The following is a 17770-nucleotide window of genomic DNA, read 5'->3' as shown; positions in this document are numbered from 1 at the left end:
GGACACCCCTGGCACGCGATGCCCTCCTGGTACCCATCGCCGCCCATTGCGAGTAGGTTCGGGGGCATGGCCCGCTCCCCTGAGACGTCCATCGGTCGCATCCCCGTCGTGGGGGTCCAGCCCTCGCTGGAGGAAGGACGGTGGCCGGCGCGCGCCGTCGTGGGCGAGGCCGTGCCGATCACCGCCACGATCTTCCGCGAGGGGCACGACTCCGAGGGCGCGACGGTCGTGGTGACGCGGCCGGACGGCCGCCACGAGCGCCTCCCCATGCCGCTGCACGACTGGGGCACGAGCCTCTACCGTGCGATCCTCACGCCGCGCCACGAGGGCCTGCACCGCTTCCGCGTCGAGGCGTGGTCCGACCCGGTGTCGACCTGGCGTCACGCCGCCGAGGTGAAGATCCACGCCGGCGTCGACGTGCAGCTCATGCTCGACGAGGGCGTCGCGGTCCTCACCCGCGCGCTGACCGAGGTCCGTCACACGCCGTCCCGCAAGGCGCTGCTCGAGGAGGCGATCGCCTCCCTCCAGGACGGCTCGCTCGCGCCCGAGGCGCGGCTCGCGCCCGCATCGTCCCCCGAGCTCAAGGCGGCACTCACCGCCGCGCCGCTGCGCGACTGGGTCACCACCTCGCCCGAGTACCCGCTGCTCGTCCAGCGCGAGAAGGCGCTCGTGTCGGCCTGGTACGAGATCTTCCCGCGCTCCGAGGGCGCGCGCATCGTCAAGCGCACCGGCGAGTGGACCTCGGGGACGTTCACCACGGCCGCGAAGCGCCTGCCCGCGATCGCCGAGATGGGCTTCGACGTCGTCTACCTCACGCCCATCCACCCCATCGGCCTCACGCACCGCAAGGGCCGCAACAACTCGCTCAAGGCCGAGCCGAGCGACCCCGGCAGCCCGTACGCGATCGGCGCCGCCGAGGGCGGCCACGACGCCATCCACCCGGACCTGGGGACGATGCGCGGGTTCAAGCAGTTCGTCAAGGCCGCCGGCAGCGTGGGCCTCGAGGTCGCGCTCGACGTCGCGCTGCAGTGCTCCCCCGATCACCCGTGGGTGACGGAGCACCCCGAGTGGTTCACGCAGCGGCTGGACGGCACCATCGCGTACGCGGAGAACCCGCCCAAGAAGTACCAGGACATCTACCCGCTCAACTTCGACAACGATCCCGAGGGCATCTACCACGCGATCCGCGACATGCTGCAGGTCTGGATCGACGCCGGCGTCACGCTGTTCCGCGTCGACAACCCCCACACCAAGCCGCTGACGTTCTGGGAGCGGCTGCTGCGCGACATCGCCGCGGACCACCCCGAGGTGATCTTCCTGTCGGAGGCGTTCACGCGCCCCGCGATGATGCACACGCTCGCGAAGATCGGCTTCCACCAGAGCTACACGTACTTCACGTGGCGCCAGAACGCCGAGGAGATGGGCGAGTACCTCGAGGAGGTGTCGGGCGACGCGTCGTTCTACATGCGCCCGAACTTCTGGCCCACCACGCACGACATCCTCACGCCGGACATGCAGCATGGCGGGCCGGCGATCTACCGGATGCGCGCGGTGCTCGCCGCGACGGGCTCCCCCTCGTACGGGATCTACACGGGTTACGAGTTCGTCGAGAACGTGCCCCGCCCCGGCGTCGAGGAGCAGATCGACAACGAGAAGTACGAGTTCAAGCAGCGCGACTGGGCCGACGCCGACCGCTACGGGATCCGGACGCTGCTCACGACCCTCAACCAGACGCGCGCCAAGCACCCCGCGCTGCGACGGCTGCGGGGCCTGCGGGTCCACCCCACGACGAACCCCGAGATCCTGTGCTTCTCGCGCCACCTGCCCGCGGAGGAGTCGCCCACCGGCAAGGCCGACACGGTCATCGTGGTCGCGAGCTTCGACCCCCACCACGTCCAGTCCGGGGTCGTCACGCTCGACCTGCCGTCGCTCGGCCTCGCGGACGACGCGCGGCTGGTCGTCGACGACGTCGTCGGCGGCGCCACGTACACGTGGGGCCGCGACTTCTACGTCAGGCTCGACCCCGCGGTCACCCTCGCCCACGTCGCCGTGGTGAGGCCCGCATGATGCCCACGCCCGCCCACCAGCAGAGAGGGTGCTGATGCCCCGCCGACTTGACCAGGCCGTGCTCGCCGACATCGCACGCGGCACGCACCACGACCCGCACGCCGTCCTGGGCCCGCACCCGGAGGCGGGCTCGGTGGTGATCCGCGTGCTGCGCCCGCTGGCCGACGCGGTCGAGATCGAGACGCTCGAGGGGAGGTTCGCCGCCGAGCACGAGCACCACGGCATCTGGTCCGTGGAGCTGCCGGGCGAGGAGATCCCCGACTACCGGATCCATACGACGTACGGCGAGGACACCTCGGCCGCGGACGACCCGTACCGCTTCATGCCGATGCTCGGCGAGCTCGACCTCCACCTCGTCCGCGAGGGCCGCCACGAGCGGCTGTGGGGCGTCCTGGGCGCCAACGTCCACCGCCTCGAGTCCGTGCTGGGAGAGGTGGTCGGCACCGACTTCGCGGTGTGGGCGCCCAACGCTCGCGCGGTCCGCGTCGTGGGCGACTTCAACCACTGGCAGGGCGCGACGCACGCGATGCGCACGCTGGGCGCGTCCGGCATCTGGGAGCTCTTCATCCCCGGGATCGCGGCGGGCACCGCCTACAAGTTCGAGATCCTCGACAAGAACGGCCACTGGCGCCAGAAGGCGGACCCGATGGCCCGCCGCACCGAGCTGCCGCCCGCGACCGCGTCGGTGGTCGAGGAGTCGTCCTACGAGTGGGGCGACGCCGCGTGGATCGAGCACCGCGCATCGTCCCAGCCGCACCGCAGCGCCATGAGCGTGTACGAGGTGCACCTCGGGTCGTGGCGCCAGGGCCTCGGCTACGTCGAGCTCGCGGACCAGCTCACCTCGTACGTCACCGAGATGGGCTTCACGCACGTCGAGTTCCTGCCCGTGATGGAGCACCCGTTCGGCGGCTCGTGGGGCTACCAGGTGTCGGGCTACTACGCCCCGACGTCGCGCTTCGGCTCCCCCGACGAGCTCCGCTACCTCATCGACACCCTCCACCGCGCCGGCATCGGCGTGCTGCTCGACTGGGTGCCCGGCCACTTCCCCAAGGACGAGTGGGCGCTCGGCCGCTTCGACGGCACCCCGCTGTACGAGCACCCGGACCCGCTGCGCGGCGAGCAGCCCGACTGGGGCACGTTCATCTTCGACTTCGGCCGCGCCGAGGTGCGCAACTTCCTCGTCGCGAACGCCGTCTACTGGCTCCAGGAGTTCCACGCGGACGGCCTGCGCGTCGACGCCGTCGCGTCGATGCTGTACCTCGACTACTCGCGCGAGGCCGGCCAGTGGCGCCCCAACGTCCACGGCGGCCGCGAGAACCTCGACGCGATCGCGTTCCTCCAGGAGACGAACGCGACGGCGTACCGCAGCGCCCCGGGCATCGTCATGATCGCCGAGGAGTCGACCGCGTGGCCCGGCGTCACCGCGCCCACGAGCGCGGGCGGCCTGGGCTTCGGGCTCAAGTGGAACATGGGCTGGATGAACGACACCCTGCGGTACGTGAGCGAGGAGCCCGTGCACCGCTCGTACCACCACCACACGGTGACGTTCTCGCTCATGTACGCCTTCTCGGAGCACTACATGCTGCCGCTGTCGCACGACGAGGTGGTGCACGGCAAGGGCTCGCTCGTCGACCGCTTCCCCGGCGACCACTGGCAGAAGATGGCGACGCTGCGCGCGCTGCTCGCGTACCAGTGGACGCACCCGGGCAAGACGCTCGTGTTCATGGGCTGCGAGTTCGGCCAGTACGCCGAGTGGTCCGAGGGCCGCTCGCTCGACTGGTGGCACCTCGAGGACCGCCTGCACGACGGCGTGCGCCGCATGCTCGGCGACCTCAACCGCCTCTACCGCGACACTCCCGCGCTGTTCGAGCGCGACTCCGACCCGGCGGGCTTCCGCTGGATCGACGCCGACGACACGCGCCGCAACACGCTCGCCTTCCTGCGCGTGGACGATGCGGGCGAGCCGGTCGCGGTGGTGGTGAACTTCGCGGGCGTGCCCCACGAGAACTACGCGCTGCCGCTCCCGCAGGCCGGGGGCTGGGACGAGGTCTTCAACACGGACTCCGAGACGTACGGCGGCTCGGGCGTGGGCAACCTCGGCCATGTCGACGCGGTCGCGCGCGAGATGCACGGGTTCCCGGCGGTCGCGCAGATCCGCGTGCCCCCGATGGGCGCGGTCATCCTGCGTCCGTCCGCCTAGCCGCTTCCCGCGAGCACCCCTCCACGCGGGCGGGGCACGGGGCCACCACGCGCGGCCCTCCACGCACCCGGAACGCCTCGAGAGACGTTCGCGTCCCGGGCGATGCGTGGAGGAGTGCTCGCGGGTCCGCTAGTACAGCGCGGAGGCGAGCGCCTGGCGCGCGCGCAGCACCCGCTGGTCCGCGGGGTCCACCACCTCGAACAGCTCGAGCAGCCGCGCGCGCACGCGCTCCCGCTCGTCGCCGGCGGTCGCGCGCACGAGGTCGACGAGGCGACCGAACGCGTCGTCGAGCTGGCCGCCGAGCACGTCCATGTCCGCGACGGCGAGCTGCGCGTCGACGTCGTCAGGTGCGGCGGCCGCGGCGGCGCGCACCGCGCCGAGGTCGGCCGTACGCGAGCGCGACATCAGCCGCACCTGGGCGCGGCCGGCACGGGCCTCGGCGTCCTTGGGGTTCTCCCGCAGCGCCTTGTCGAAGGCGGCCTCGGCCGCGTCGAGGTCACCGCGGTCGATCGCGTCGTGGGCCTCCTGGTGCAGCGGCGGCAACGGCTCGGGCGCGTCCTCCTGCGGGGCGGCGCCGGCGGGCATGTCCGCGGCCGCGCCCATCTGGCGCGCGGCCTCGACCACCTGGCCGATGACCTCGACCAGCTGCTCGCGGGTCGCGGCGCCCTGGAACAGCGGCGCGGGGCGGCCGCCGATGAGCGCCACGGCGGCCGGCACCGCGCGGATCTGGAACGCCTGCGCGATCGCCGGCTGCGCGTCGATGTCGCACGCCGCGGCGTTGACGCCGGCGTCGGCCGCGACCTGCTCGATCTCGCGTGCGAGCTCCTCGCTCTGCGGCGAGGAAGCGGAGACGAAGGCGATGACGACCGGGCGCTGCAGCGACTGCTGCGCGAGCTCCTGGAAGGCGGCCTCGTCGATGGTCGCGAGCCCCGAGTCGGCGCGGCGCGAGCGCGCCGCGAGCGCGCCCAGGTCGACGGCGCCGCGGAGGGCGGCGGGGGTGTCGGTCATGGGTGTCTGTCTCCTCCTGGCCCGGCTACTTGGCCGCGACCTTGATCAGGTGGTGGTCCGCCGCGACGACGGTGGGCTTGCCCTCGCCGTCCGCCGGCACGTGGATGACGACGAGGTCGTTGTACGTGTGCGTGACGCGGTCCTTGAGCTTGCCCTTGACGAGCGCCTTGTCCGCATCGGAGATCGACACGGTGGCGCCGCCCTTGACCCGCAACGACGACGTCACCACGAGGGGCGCGAACACGAGCGCGCCGCCGTCGGCCGTCGCCATCGCGTAGGTGTCGTCGAGCTGGGGCTGCACGGTGTCGACGTAGTCGCCGTCGCCCTTCTTCGCCGCCGCGGTGAGCACCTTGCGCGCCGCGAACAGGCGCGCGCGGTAGGTGTCCTTGCCGAACTCGGAGGCGAGGTCGCTCTTCGCGCCCTGGCGCAGGAGCTTGACGTAGTCCTTCACCACCTGCTCCGGCGTCGGGTCGACCGCGTCGGAGTCCAGCGGGAGCTGGTTCGAGCCCACGGCCGGGCCGGGCATGGCGGGCAGCGTCGCGCCGGGCACCATGTGCGCCCAGTTCTGCAGCACGTAGTCGGAGTCGATGTCCTCCTGGAGCCACACGAGCACGACCGGGGTCGCGTCCTCGGGCGCCTCGGACACGCCGACCATGACGCGCGGGAACACGCCCTCGGCGCTCACGTAGACCGCCTGCATCGTCGAGGGGATCTCCTCGATGGCCTGCTTGTCGCCCGCCTTCCGCAGCCGGTACTCCACGCCGCGCACGGTGACGGCGGTGCCGCCGACGCGCTCGCCGAGGAGCGAGGCGTCGCGCGCCTCGTCCGCCGCCTCGAGCTCCGCGAAGGTCGCGGGGACGATGCGGTCGATCTGGGTCTGCGTGATGGCGGAGGTCTCCTGGGCCGCGGGTGCGGCGACGGGCTCCGGCACGGCCGGCGTGCAGCCGGCGAGCAGGACGAGCCCGGCGACGGCCGCGGCCGCGAGGGTGGTCTGCCTTCTCATGCGCGCTCCTCTCCGTCGTGGTCGCCCGGTGCGGGCGCATCGTCCTCGTCCTCCGCCGTGGTCGCGGGTCCCTCGTCGGCGCGGGGCACCTCGCCCGTGGTCGGGTCGGCCTCGCCCTCGACGATCGGGATGCCGCCGGTCGCCGTCTGCGTCTCGCGACGCTCGCGCCGCCCGCCGGGCGTGGCCGGGGCGGTCGCCTTGCGGCCCGCGACCGCGGTCTCGACCTTCGAGCCGGCACCGCGGTGGTCGACCAGGAGCGACACGAGAGCGATGAGGCCCGCCACCGCGAGCACCCCGCCCCACCACTTGAGCGGGGTCACCCAGCCGTCGTTGACGACGCGGTCGATGGTCATGGTCACGCCGCTCAGCGGGGAGCCGTCGGCGGACTCGACCGCGATCGTGAGGCCCGAGTAGTCGGTCAGCAGCGCGTCCACCTCGAACTCGAGGGTGCCGTCGCCCTCCCAGGACGCGCGCCAGATGTCGGCGAGCTCGGGCTCGGGGGACGCGCTCGGCTCCGCGGAGGCGGAGGCGTCCGGCTCGGCCGTCGCCTCGGCCGACGCGCTGGCGCTCGGCTCCTCCGAGGCGGAGGCGGAGGCGTCCGGCGAGGCGCTGGGCTCGGCGGTCGCGGCCTCGTCGGCGACGAAGGGCTCGGTCGACAGCTCCTCCCAGGTGGGGACGCCCGTGAGGACGGTGGCGTCGCGGGAGGCGGCCCAGTCCTCGGCGTCCTCCGTGCGGCCCGCGTAGGCGACGATGCCGCCCGTGGCCTCGACGGTGATGGTCCCGCCCGGCGCCATGGCGACCATGGCGGGGCCGATCAGCAGGACGGGGGTGTCGACCGCGGCGCTCGGCGTGCCGAAGGACTCGGGGCGCATCGCATCGGCGATCAGACCGCCGATGAGAAGGAGCAGCCCGAGCGCCCCCGCGATGAGCGCGGTGGTGCGCAAAGTCACGTGATTCTCCGTTCGTCTCGCTGTTCACTCTACGAGACAAGGCTCGAACGCGGCTCACGGTGACTTTGTTCCACGCGGGGAACGGGCACTACCCTGAGGGGCGAATGCGCGACCCGCGCCTCCCCCGGCGCGCGATCTAGGAGAGCCATGGCCGAAGAGAACCTGCCGTTCCCGCTTGCGATGCGCGGCTACGACCGCGAGGCGGTCGCCGCACACATCGCTCGGCTCGAGGATGCGGTGCGCGAGCAGTCGGGCGCCGTCGAGGAGGCCCGTCGCGAGGCGCAGCAGGCCCGCTCGTCGCTCGATGAGGCGCAGAAGGCGCTCCGCGAGTCCGAGCAGCCCACCTACAAGGGCCTCGGCGCGCGCGTCGAGCAGCTGCTCCGCTCCGCGGAGGAGCAGTCCTCGGACGTCATCGCCCGCGCGAACACCCACGCGCAGGACACCGTCGCGCGCGCCAACGTCGCCGCGCAGCAGCTGCGGGCCCGCGCCGACAACGAGGTCGCCGAGATCCTCGCGCAGAGCCGTCGCGAGGCCGACGAGATCAAGACCCAGGCGGAGCACACCGCCGCCGCGCTCCGCGAGGCCGCCGAGCGCCAGGCCGGCGAGTCCGTCGAACGCGCCCAGCGCGATGCCGACCGCGTCCGCTCCGCCGCCGAGGCGGAGGCCGCCGAGGCCCGCGCGTCGGGCGAGCGCGAGGCGCACACGCTGCGCGCCTCCGTCGAGCGCGAGGCGACCGAGCTGCGCGTCACCAGCCAGCGCGAGGCCGCCGACCTCGTCGACGCCGCGCGCGCCGACTCGGAGCAGAAGCTCGCGCACGCCCACCAGGAGTCGAGCCGCCTGCGCGACGAGGCCGCGGCGTTCCTCGCCGCGTCGCACGCCGAGGCCGACGAGCTGACCGAGGCCACCCGCGTCGAGACCGAGCGCCTCAAGGCGGACGCCGCGCGCATCGTCGCGGAGGCCCGCGAGGAGGCAACCGCCACCCGCAAGGCCGCCGAGACCGCGGCGGGCCACTCGATCGGCGAGGCCGAGCGCGAGGCCGCCAACCTGCGCGCCGTCGCCGAGGCCGAGGCCTCGGACATGCGGATCTCCGCCGAGAGCGACGCCGCGACGCTGCGCAACGACGCGGCCGCCGCGCTGGCCCAGGCCAACGACGAGGCGCAGGAGATGCGCGAGGCCGCCGAGCACGACGCCGCCGAGTCGCGGCGCGTGGCCGACGAGGAGATCGCCCACCTGCGCGCGCTCGCCGAGCGCGAGACCGGCCAGCAGCGCCGCGAGGCCGACGCCTACGTGTCCGACCTGCGCCACACCGCCGAGCAGGACGTCGCGCAGCTGCGCCACACCGCCGACCAGGAGGTCGCCGAGCTCCGCGCCGTCGCGGGCCGCGACAGCGCCGCGCTGCGCACCGCCGCCCAGGCCGAGGCCACCGAGCTGCGCGACAGCGCCGACGCGTACGCCGCGGAGCTGCGTCAGGAGACCGAGGCGTGGGTCGCGCACCTGCGTCAGGAGACCGAGGCCTGGTCCGCGCACGAGCGCCGCGAGGCCGAGGGCTACGCCGCCGCGCTGCGCAAGGAGACGGACGCGTGGGCCGCGAACGAGCGCCGCGAGACGGACGCCACCGTGACCGCGCTGCGCGAGGCCACCGAGGCGTGGGTGACCGCCGAGCGCCGCGACGCCGAGGGCTACGCCGCCGGCCTCCGCGAGGAGACGGACGCGTGGGCCGCGAACGAGCGCCGCGAGGCCGAGCACTACGCCGCCGCCCAGCGCGAGGAGGCCGACGGCTACGCCGCCGCGCTCCGCAAGCGCGTCGAGGGGGAGGTCGCCGACCTACGCGAGGAGGCCGACACCTATGCCGCGACGCTGCGCAAGCAGGTCGACGGCGAGGTGGCCGCGCTCCGCGACGAGACCGAGGCGTGGGCCGCGGACGAGCGCCGCACGACCGACGCGGAAGTCGCCGCGCTGCGTGCCGCGACGGCCGCGTGGGTCGCCGAGCAGCGCCAGGCGACCGAGGACGACCTCGCCGCCCAGCGCCGCGAGCACGAGGAGCTCGTCGCCACGCAGCGCCAGGAGGCCGACGTCTACGACGCCGACACGCGCCGCGAGGCCGACGCGTACGCCGGCGAGACCCGTCGCGTGGCCGACGCCTACGCGACGCACGAGCGTCAGACCGCGGAGTCGTACGCCGCGGAGCAGCACCGCGCCGCGGACGTCTACGCGGCCCAGCAGCGCCGCGATGCGGACGCGTACGCCGCGCAGCAGCGCCGCGAGGCCGACAGCTACGCGACGCACGTGCGCGAGGCCGCGGACGAGGAGGTCACGCAGCTGCGCGACGCCGTCGCCGCGGAGATCGCCGAGCAGCGCCAGGCCGCGCAGGCGGAGGCCGACGCCCTCCACGCCGAGGCCGAGGCGTTCGTCAAGGACACCCGCCGCCAGGCGGCCGAGCTGCGCCGCGCGGCCGACGAGGAGGCCACCGCGGTGCGCGGCGCCGCCACGACGGACGCGCTCCAGATGCGCCAGGCGGCCGAGTCCGAGACCGCGGACCTGCGCGCCACGGTCAACGCCGAGCTCGCCGAGCTGCGCTCGACCGCGGACGCCGAGGCCGCGCGCCTCACCCGCGAGGCCGAGACGGCGCTCGCGCGCGCCCAGCAGCAGGCCTCCGACCTGCGCGCCACGAGCGACCGCGAGGCCAAGGACACCGTCGCAAACGGCCAGGCCGAGGCCAAGCGCCTGGTCGACACCGCGACCGTCGAGTCGACCCGCATGCGCGAGGAGGCCCAGGCCGCGGCCGAGGCCGCGCACGAGGACGCCCGCCGCACGCGCGAGGACCTCGAGCTCGAGGTCGTCACCACGCGCGAGCAGGCCGAGCGCGAGCTCACCCGCCGCCACGAGGAGGCCACGGCCGAGACGGCATCGATGGTCGCCGACGCCAAGCGCCGCACCGCCGAGGCCGAGGACCGCCTCAGCGCGACCCTCGAGCGCGCGGAGTCCGTCCGCCGCGAGGCCGAGGTCCACTCGCAGACCCTGCTCACCAACGCGCGCAACAACGCGGACGAGATCGTGTCCGAGGCCCGCGAGCACGCCGAGGCGATCATCTCCGAGGCCGTGAGCGACGCCGAGCGCGAGCGCACGATGGCCGCGCGCGAGGTCGACGAGCTCAACCGCCAGCGCGAGTCGATCACGACGTACCTCGACGACCTGCGCGGCCTGCTGTCCTCCGACCCGGTCGGCAACCTCGCCCGCGCGAGCCGTCTCCAGGCGGAGCACGAGGCCGAGGCGGAGCGCTCCGAGGCGTGACCGTGGACGCGCGCGACGATCACCAGCGCCGGGCCGACGCGCTCGACCGGCAGCGCCAGGCGGAGACCCGCCAGGCGGCCGCGCTGATCGAGGCGTTCGCGCGCGACGCGGCGGCGGCCGGCATCCGTCCCGAGCCGCTCACGGCGCGCACCTACAGCGGGACCGGGCGGGTGCGCACCCAGGTGAGCGGCTGGTACCTCAAGCGCGACCGCTCCGTGGGCGTGGGCACCGACGGCGCCTTCTACGTGCTGTCGACGCCCGGCGGCCTGCGCGAGCGGCTGCGCGGCGCGGCGCTCGTACCGTCGGAGCCGCCGCTCGAGCTCGGGCGCGGGGCCCGCGACGGCGAGTCGCTGCCCCTGACCGAGGCGCTGCGCAAGCGGCTCGCGGCCGGCAACGACTGGGCGTAGACCCGCACGCTTCCGGCGCTCTCGGCGCATCCGCGCGCGGGCGCAAGGGAGGGGGGCACCTCACGCCCCCCTCGTGGTGAGGTGCCCCCCGCATCGCCATGGTGACACGGGCGCTCGCCGTCACGCCACACTCCCGCGCAAGAATTCACAAATCGGAAACGCGGGACATCTCGCCCACGCACGAAGCGTCCACCAGGCCCGATACCGGGCGGGGCATCGAGGGCGCGTGGAGCCCTCGGTCCAGACTCCGGCCGGCCCGCCTGGTCAGCCCGCGGCGTCGGCGCGGTCGACCAGGTCCGCCACGAGCGCGGCGACGCGCTCCGGCGCCTCCCATGCGCTGAGGTGGCCCACGCCGTCGAGCACCACGGCCTCGACGCCCAGCGCGTCCGCCATCGCCCGCGCGGGCTCCACGCCCGCGATCGCATCGTGCTCCCCCACCGCGACCAGCGCGGGCACCTCGAGCGAGGCGAGGACCTCGGTGCGGCCGGGGCGCGCGGCCATGGCCCGCTGGCCCCACGCGATCCCGTCGCCGGCGTGGCGCGCGATGTTCGCCGCGACGGCCTCCACGAGCGCCTCGCGCGCCTCGCCCTGCGTCCCCACGAGCCCCTCGGCGGCGCCGCGCGGGTCGGGGTGGCCCGCGGCCCCGTCGACGGCGTCCGCGAGCGCGAGGCGCGCCTCACGGGCCTCCTCGGTGTCCTCGGCGGCCTTGGTGCCGAGCAGCCCGATGCCGGCGACCGCCTCGGGGTGCCGCTCGGCGACGGCCATCGCGATGTAGCCGCCCATCGAGCAGCCGACCCACACGGCCTTGTCGCGGCCGGTGACCTCCCGCATCGCGAGCACCGCGGCGTCCGCGATGAGCTCGAGCGAGGGCTCCTCGTCGGGCAGGGGCATGTCGCCGATGCCCGGCACGTCGAACGTGATGATGTCGCCCGGCAGCGCGGGCAGCGCGTCGATCAGCGGATCCCATTGGGACCGGTCGACGGGGAAGGCGTTGAGCAGGACCAGGGGCGTGCCGTCGGGTACGAGGCTCACGGGAGACTCCTTCGCGTCGTGCCAGGTCTTATCCCACGCTCATTCCACCATGGACGCGGGCACCGCGTCGGGAAGCGGCGCCCGCTCGGGCGCCACGCGCGCGACGATCGCGTCGAGGACGATGCGCACGAAGCGCTCCCCCACCCACAGGTGCTTCGCCTCGGGCACGGGGATCAGCTCGAGCTGCGTGAGGGGGGCGAAGCGCTCGCGCGCCTCGTCGGGCTGGAGGAAGTCGTCGAGCTCGGGCACGAGCGCGGTCACGGGCTTGCCGGTGGCCGCCCACGCGCGCATGTCGTCCGCGGTGGCACGATGCAGCGGCGGGGACAGCAGGATCGCGCCCTCGACGTCGAGGCCGCTGCCGTGCATGAGCGTGAGCTCGGTCCCGAAGCTCCAGCCCACGAGCCAGCGGTGCGGCAGGCCGCGGCTCACCGCGAAGTCGACCGCGGCGCGCACGTCGGCCGCCTCCGTGACGCCCTCGCCGAACTCGCCCTCGCTCGTGCCCCGCGGCGACGACGTGCCGCGCGTGTTGAAGCGCAGCACCGCGACGCCCGCGAGGGCCGGCAGGCGCCAGGCCGCCTTGCGGTAGACGTGCGAGTCCATGAAGCCGCCGTGCGTGGGCAGCGGGTGCAGCGTGATGAGGGTCGCGGTGATGGGCCCCTCGGCCGGCAGCGCGAGCTCGCCCACGAGCGTGAGCCCGTCCTCGGTGCGCAGCTCGATCTCCTCGCGGTCCGCCGCGAGGACCGTCATGGAGCGCAGCTCCTCCGTCTCAGCCACGCGACCTCCCGAAGCTCTCCCAGCACGCGGTGTGCCAGTGGCGGCGAGCCGCGGCGGCCGCCTCCTCGCCGAACAGCCCTCCCGTGGCCCACGCGACCACGTGCTGCTGGTCGCCGGGGATCTCCCGCGAGCAGCCGGGGCACGTGAACGTGCGGTCGCTCGGTCGCGGGATCGCGACGTAGTACTCCTCGCCGCCGGGGCCCGTCTCCACGCGCGCGTTGCCGCCGACGCGCAGCCGGTCGACGTCGAGCTCGGGATGGGGCTGGCCGTACGGGCGCTTGGAGGAGCGACGACCGGAAGGCATGCCGCCCAGTCTACGGAGTGATTCCCCCTGACGGATGTGACCCCTGTGACCGCGTGTGACGGATGAGGAAGGCCCGGCATCCACGCCGGTCCACCCGCGTCACAAGCGTCATCGGGAGTCCTCGGTCAGTACGTGCGTGCCGGGGTCTCCACGTGGGCCGCGAGCTCCGCGACCGGCAGCGGGTCCCGGCGCGCGATGGTCGCGCGGTACCAGTACGCCGAGTCCTTCCAGCGTCGCTCCTGCGTGCCGTAGTCGACGCGGACCAGCCCGAAGCGCTTGGCGTAGCCCTGCGCCCACTCGAAGTTGTCCATGAGGCTCCACGCCATGTAGCCGCGGACGTCGGCGCCCTCGGCGATCGCGGACTCCACCGCGCGCAGGTGGTCGTGGAGGTACGACACGCGGGCGGCGTCGCGCACCCGGCCGTCGCCGTCGAGCACGTCGTCCCACGCGCCGCCGTTCTCGGTGACGTAGAGCGGTCGGCCGGTCTCCCGGTGGATCTTCATGAGGTGCGCGTGCAGCGCGCCCGGATCGACGTTCCAGCCCATCGCCGTGAGCTCGCCGGGCGGCGTCATGAACTCGATCTCCTCGTCGCCGGGCCAGGGCGAGTTCGCGCCGGCCTTGTGGCCGTCCGCGAGGGTCGCGACCTCGGACGATGCGGCCGCTTTGCGCGGGTTGTGGCGCACCACGTGCGAGGCGTAGTAGTTCACGCCGAACCAGTCGACCGTGCCGCGCATCTCCGCGAGGTCGCCGTCGTGCACGAAGGACCAGTCGGTGAGGTGCGCGGTGTTGGGCCGGAGGATCGCGGGGTACGTGCCGTCGACCAGGGGCTGGTGGAACATCGTGTTGGCGAGCGCGTCGATGTGCGCGGCGGCGTCGCGGTCCTTCGGGTTCGAGGGATCCCACGGGCGCGGCGTGTGCGAGTTGTTGACGATGCCGACCTGCAGGTCGGGACGCACGGCCTTGATCGCGCGGTAGGCGCGGGCGTGGGCGAGGAGCAGGTGGTGGGCCGCGGTCAGCCCCTCGACGTCGTCGGCGTGCCCGGGGGCGTGCGCGCCCGCGCCGTAGCCGACGAAGGAGCTCACCCACGGCTCGTTGAACGTCGCCCACACGTCGACGTCGGCGCCGAGTTCCTCGACCATCCGCACCGCGTAGCCGACGAACGCGTCGACCGTCGCGCGGCTCAGCCATCCGCCCTCGTCCTCGAGCGCCTGCGGGAGGTCCCAGTGGTACAGCGTCGCGAGCGGCCGGATGCCCTTGTCCTTGAGGCGCGCGACGAGGCCCTTGTAGAAGGCGATGCCCTCGTCGTTGAACTCTCCCGTGCCGGTGGGCTGCACCCGGGGCCACGCGATCGAGAAGCGGTAGGCCTCGAGGCCCAGGTCCGCCATCATCTCGACGTCCCGCTCCCACCGGTGGTAGTGGTCGCAGGCCACGTCGCCGGTGTCGCCGCCGACCACCTTGTCGGGCGTGTGGGAGAACGTGTCCCAGATCGACGGGCCGCGGCCGCCCTCGTCGGCGGCCCCCTCGATCTGGTAGGCCGCCGTCGCGGCGCCGAAGATGAAGCTCTCGGGGAAGGTCATGCGGCGAGCCTAGCCGAAACGATTCGACCCGGACGATGCGGTGGGGACCGGGGACGTCCCGAGTCGGCCGCCCGGCCGCGCGACGACCGCGTGCCTACGCTGGAGCGATGGTTCGACCCGCGGCGGCGCCCGAGGTGCGCGAGGTCACGCCCGCCACGTGGGCGGACATGGAGCGCCTGTTCGCCGGGCGCGGCGGGCCGAGCGCGTGCTGGTGCATGGTGTGGCGGCGCGCTGCGGACGGGTCCCGCCCGCAGCGCGGGCCCGCACGGCACGAGGCGATGGCCGGGATCGTCGCCGCGGGCATCCCGGTGGGCCTGCTGGCCTACGACGGCGGCGAGCCCGTCGCGTGGTGCTCGGTCGCGCCGCGGGCCACCTTCGTCCCCACCATGGCGCCGACGGACCACGCCGCGGGACCCGTGTGGTCCGTGCCGTGCTTCTTCGTCCGTCGCGACCACCGCGGCGCGGGCGTGATGGCGGCGCTCCTGGATGCCGCCGAGGAGCTCGCGCACGCACGCGGCGCTGCGGTCCTCGAGGCCTATCCCGTGGACCCCGCGTCGCCGAGCTACGGCTTCGGCGGCCGGCTGCCGTTCTTCCTCGCGCGCGGGTACGTCGAGACCGCCCGCGCGGGCACCCGCCGGCACGTGGTGAGGAGGCCCCTCCCCCAGCGCACCCCGCGAGACTAGAAGAGGCGGCCGGAGAGGTCCTCGTCGCCTCGCATCGCCTCGTAGTCGAGGAGCACGCAGCGGATGCCGCGGTCCTCCGCGAGGACCCGCGCCTGGGGCTTGATCTCCTGCGCCGCGAACACGCCCTGGACGGGCGCGAGGAGAGGGTCGCGGTTCATGAGCTCGAGGTACCGGGTGAGCTGCTCGACGCCGTCGATCTCGCCGCGGCGCTTGATCTCGACGGCGACGGACGCGCCGCCCGAGTCGCGGGCGAGGATGTCGACCGGGCCGATCGCGGTCGGGTGCTCGCGCCGGACCAGGGTGTGGCCGTCGCCGAGGAGCGTGATCTGCGCGGCGAGGAGCTCCTGGAGGTGCGCCTCGACGCCGTCCTTGATGAGGCCGGGGTCGACGCCGAGCTCGTGCTCGGTGTCCGCGAGGACCTCGTGGAGCTCGATCTCGAGCCGGTCGTCGGTCTTGTCGTGCTGCACGACCCAGACCTCGGAGACGCCGCGCTCCGCGGCCTCCTCCGTGACGGAGGAGGACCGCAGAGTGCACGGCGGGCTCATCCAGTTGAGCGGCTTGTACGAGCCGCCGTCCGAATGGAGCAGCACCGAGCCGTCGGCCTTGACCATGATGGCTCGGGTCGCGAGCGGAAGATGCGCCGACAGCCGCCCGGTGTACCGGGCCGCGCAGCGCGCGATCACCACCCGCATCAGGAGGCGGCCGTCTCCTCGGCCTCGCCCGACGCCGCGAGCGGCGCGACGGGCTCCACGACGACGGTCACGACGTCGCGGTCGAAGGAGACGAAGCCCCCGTCGATGGGGAACTCGGCGTCCCCGTCGGCCCCGCCGCGCACGCGCACGGTGCCCGCCCGCAGGACGGACAGCACCGGCTCGTGCCCGGTCAGGAGGCCGATCTCGCCCTCGACGGTCGGGGCGACGAGACGCTCCGCCGTCCCCGACCAGAGGACCCGGTCGGGGGCGACGACGTCGACGGTGAGGGGACCGGCCATGATCAGCCGATCTCCTTCTGGATGCGGGCCCAGTTGCGCTCGAGGTCCTCGAGGCCACCGATGTTGAAGAACGCCTGCTCCGAGATGTGGTCGTACTTGCCGTTGACCAGGCCGGAGAAGGCCTCGACGGTCTCGGTCAGCGGGACCGTGGAGCCCTCGACGCCCGTGAACTGGGTGGCCATGTACGTGTTCTGCGAGAGGAACTGCTGGATCTTGCGCGCACGCGCCACGATGATCTTGTCCTCCTCGGAGAGCTCGTCCACACCGAGGATCGCGATGATGTCCTGCAGCTCCTTGTTGCGCTGGAGGATCGACTTCACGGCGTTCGCGGTCTCGTAGTGGTCGCGGCCCACGTAGCGCGGGTCGAGGATGCGCGAGGTCGACGCCAGCGGGTCCACCGCGGGGTACAGGCCGCGCGACGCGATCTCACGCGACAGCTCGGTGGTCGCGTCGAGGTGCGCGAACGTGGTGGCCGGCGCCGGGTCGGTGTAGTCGTCCGCGGGGACGTAGATCGCCTGCAGCGAGGTGATCGAGTGTCCACGGGTCGAGGTGATGCGCTCCTGGAGCTGGCCCATCTCGTCCGCGAGGTTGGGCTGGTAGCCCACCGCCGACGGCATGCGGCCCAGCAGGGTCGACACCTCGGAGCCCGCCTGCGTGAAGCGGAAGATGTTGTCGATGAACAGCAGCACGTCCTGCTTCTGCACGTCGCGGAAGTACTCCGCCATCGTCAGCGCCGACAGGGCGACGCGGAGACGCGTGCCCGGCGGCTCGTCCATCTGGCCGAAGACGAGGGCCGTCTGCTTGATGACGCCCGACTCGGTCATCTCCTCGATGAGGTCGTTGCCCTCACGAGTGCGCTCGCCGACGCCGGCGAACACCGACACGCCGTTGTGGTTGTTGGCGACGCGGTAGATCATCTCCTGGATGAGGACGGTCTTGCCGACGCCCGCACCACCGAAGAGGCCGATCTTTCCACCCTGCACGTACGGGGTGAGGAGGTCGATGACCTTGATGCCGGTCTCGAACATCTGGGTCTTCGACTCGAGCTGGTCGAAGGCCGGGGGCTTGCGGTGGATCGGCCAGGTCTCGGTGACCTCGACCTTCTCGCCCTCGGAGGCGTTGAGGATCTCGCCGGTCACGTTGAACACGTGGCCCTTGGTGACGTCGCCGACGGGCACCGAGATCGGCGCGCCGGTGTCGGTCACCTCGGCGCCGCGCACGAGGCCGTCGGTGGGCTTCAGCGCGATGGCGCGCACCAGGTTGTCGCCCAGGTGCTGCGCGACCTCGAGGGTCATGTGCAGCATGCCCTCGTCCTCGCCCTGCGCGGACAGGTCGATGTCGACCGTGAGGGCGTTGTAGATGTCGGGGATCGCGTCGGCCGGGAACTCGATGTCGACGACCGGGCCGACGACGCGCGAGACGCGACCGACGACGGGCGCGTCCGCGGCGTGGGCCGGGGTGGTCTCTGCGGTGGTGGTCATGG

15 protein-coding genes are annotated in these 17770 nt (G+C 73.6%); 5 read left to right on the top strand and 10 right to left on the bottom strand.

Translation table 11 applies throughout. The features are described 5' to 3' along the window. Positions 1-66: 66 nt before the first annotated feature. Together AOM07_RS07240 and glgB are read left to right on the top strand one after the other, a co-directional pair. Positions 67-2067, top strand: coding sequence for an alpha-1,4-glucan--maltose-1-phosphate maltosyltransferase (locus AOM07_RS07240; RefSeq protein ID WP_062312295.1), 2001 nt, complete (start codon positions 67-69; stop codon positions 2065-2067). A 34-nt stretch (positions 2068-2101) separates the two neighbouring features. Continuing rightward, positions 2102-4267 (top strand): 1,4-alpha-glucan branching protein GlgB, encoded by a 2166-nt coding sequence (glgB, locus tag AOM07_RS07235; RefSeq protein ID WP_062312608.1) that lies wholly within the window; start codon positions 2102-2104, stop codon positions 4265-4267. A 129-nt stretch (positions 4268-4396) separates the two neighbouring features. Here glgB and AOM07_RS07230 read toward each other — a convergent pair whose 3' ends face one another. From AOM07_RS07230 to AOM07_RS07220, 3 genes are read right to left on the bottom strand one after another with little or no spacing between them, the layout of a single operon-like run. Further along, positions 4397-5275 carry a tetratricopeptide repeat protein gene (locus AOM07_RS07230; RefSeq protein WP_062312293.1) on the bottom strand — a complete coding sequence of 293 codons (879 nt, stop codon included), beginning with the start codon at positions 5273-5275 and terminating at the stop codon, positions 4397-4399. Positions 5276-5300: 25 nt separating this feature from the next. Beyond that, positions 5301-6278 (bottom strand): DUF8094 domain-containing protein, encoded by a 978-nt coding sequence (locus tag AOM07_RS07225; RefSeq protein WP_062312291.1) that lies wholly within the window; start codon positions 6276-6278, stop codon positions 5301-5303. Next, positions 6275-7228, bottom strand: coding sequence for a hypothetical protein (locus AOM07_RS07220; RefSeq protein WP_156171857.1), 954 nt, complete (start codon positions 7226-7228; stop codon positions 6275-6277). The genes AOM07_RS07225 and AOM07_RS07220 overlap by 4 nt, the downstream gene beginning before the upstream one ends. 147 nt (positions 7229-7375) lie before the next feature. Here AOM07_RS07220 and AOM07_RS07215 point away from each other — a divergent pair, with 147 nt between their 5' ends. Continuing rightward, complete coding sequence (locus tag AOM07_RS07215) at positions 7376-10519, top strand: hypothetical protein (RefSeq protein ID WP_062312288.1); 3144 nt, start codon at positions 7376-7378, stop codon at positions 10517-10519. Next, complete coding sequence (locus AOM07_RS07210) at positions 10516-10926, top strand: hypothetical protein (RefSeq protein WP_062312286.1); 411 nt, start codon at positions 10516-10518, stop codon at positions 10924-10926. The genes AOM07_RS07215 and AOM07_RS07210 overlap by 4 nt, the downstream gene beginning before the upstream one ends. Positions 10927-11190: 264 nt before the next feature. Here AOM07_RS07210 and AOM07_RS07205 read toward each other — a convergent pair whose 3' ends face one another. From AOM07_RS07205 to AOM07_RS07190, 4 genes are all read right to left on the bottom strand, one after another. Then, on the bottom strand, positions 11191-11958 hold the full coding sequence (locus AOM07_RS07205; RefSeq protein WP_062312284.1) for an alpha/beta fold hydrolase: 768 nt from the start codon (positions 11956-11958) through the stop codon (positions 11191-11193). Between the two features lie 39 nt (positions 11959-11997). Beyond that, entirely contained in the window at positions 11998-12705 is a 708-nt protein-coding gene (locus AOM07_RS07200) for an alpha/beta hydrolase (protein WP_169748142.1), read from the bottom strand. Positions 12706-12724: 19 nt separating this feature from the next. Then, positions 12725-13036, bottom strand: a complete 312-nt coding sequence (locus tag AOM07_RS07195) for an Rv1322 family protein (protein WP_062312280.1) — start codon at positions 13034-13036, stop codon at positions 12725-12727. 125 nt (positions 13037-13161) lie between these two features. After that, positions 13162-14613, bottom strand: a complete 1452-nt coding sequence (locus tag AOM07_RS07190) for a glycoside hydrolase family 1 protein (RefSeq protein WP_062312278.1) — start codon at positions 14611-14613, stop codon at positions 13162-13164. A 107-nt stretch (positions 14614-14720) separates the two neighbouring features. On the opposite strand from AOM07_RS07190, the gene AOM07_RS07185 reads away from it, so the two are divergent. Beyond that, entirely contained in the window at positions 14721-15296 is a 576-nt protein-coding gene (locus AOM07_RS07185) for a GNAT family N-acetyltransferase (RefSeq protein WP_062312276.1), read from the top strand. Here the strand turns inward: AOM07_RS07185 and nucS are convergent. Genes nucS through atpD form a run of 3 tightly spaced genes read right to left on the bottom strand, consistent with a single transcriptional unit; the run spans position 15293 to position 17768 of the window. Then, positions 15293-15988 (bottom strand): endonuclease NucS, encoded by a 696-nt coding sequence (gene nucS / locus AOM07_RS07180; RefSeq protein ID WP_062312275.1) that lies wholly within the window; start codon positions 15986-15988, stop codon positions 15293-15295. The genes AOM07_RS07185 and nucS overlap by 4 nt on opposite strands. Continuing rightward, positions 15988-16287 (bottom strand): F0F1 ATP synthase subunit epsilon, encoded by a 300-nt coding sequence (locus AOM07_RS07175; protein ID WP_062312274.1) that lies wholly within the window; start codon positions 16285-16287, stop codon positions 15988-15990. The genes nucS and AOM07_RS07175 overlap by 1 nt, the downstream gene beginning before the upstream one ends. A gap of 2 nt (positions 16288-16289) precedes the next feature. Continuing rightward, positions 16290-17768 carry a F0F1 ATP synthase subunit beta gene (gene atpD, locus AOM07_RS07170; RefSeq protein WP_062312273.1) on the bottom strand — a complete coding sequence of 493 codons (1479 nt, stop codon included), beginning with the start codon at positions 17766-17768 and terminating at the stop codon, positions 16290-16292. Between the last annotated feature and the right edge of the window lie 2 nt (positions 17769-17770).

Source organism: Demequina rhizosphaerae (assembly GCF_000971255.1).
Taxonomy (GTDB): Bacteria; Actinomycetota; Actinomycetes; order Actinomycetales; family Demequinaceae; genus Demequina; species Demequina rhizosphaerae.
Note: the sequence above shows the minus strand (reverse complement) of the source record. Positions and strands in the feature narration are given on the sequence as shown.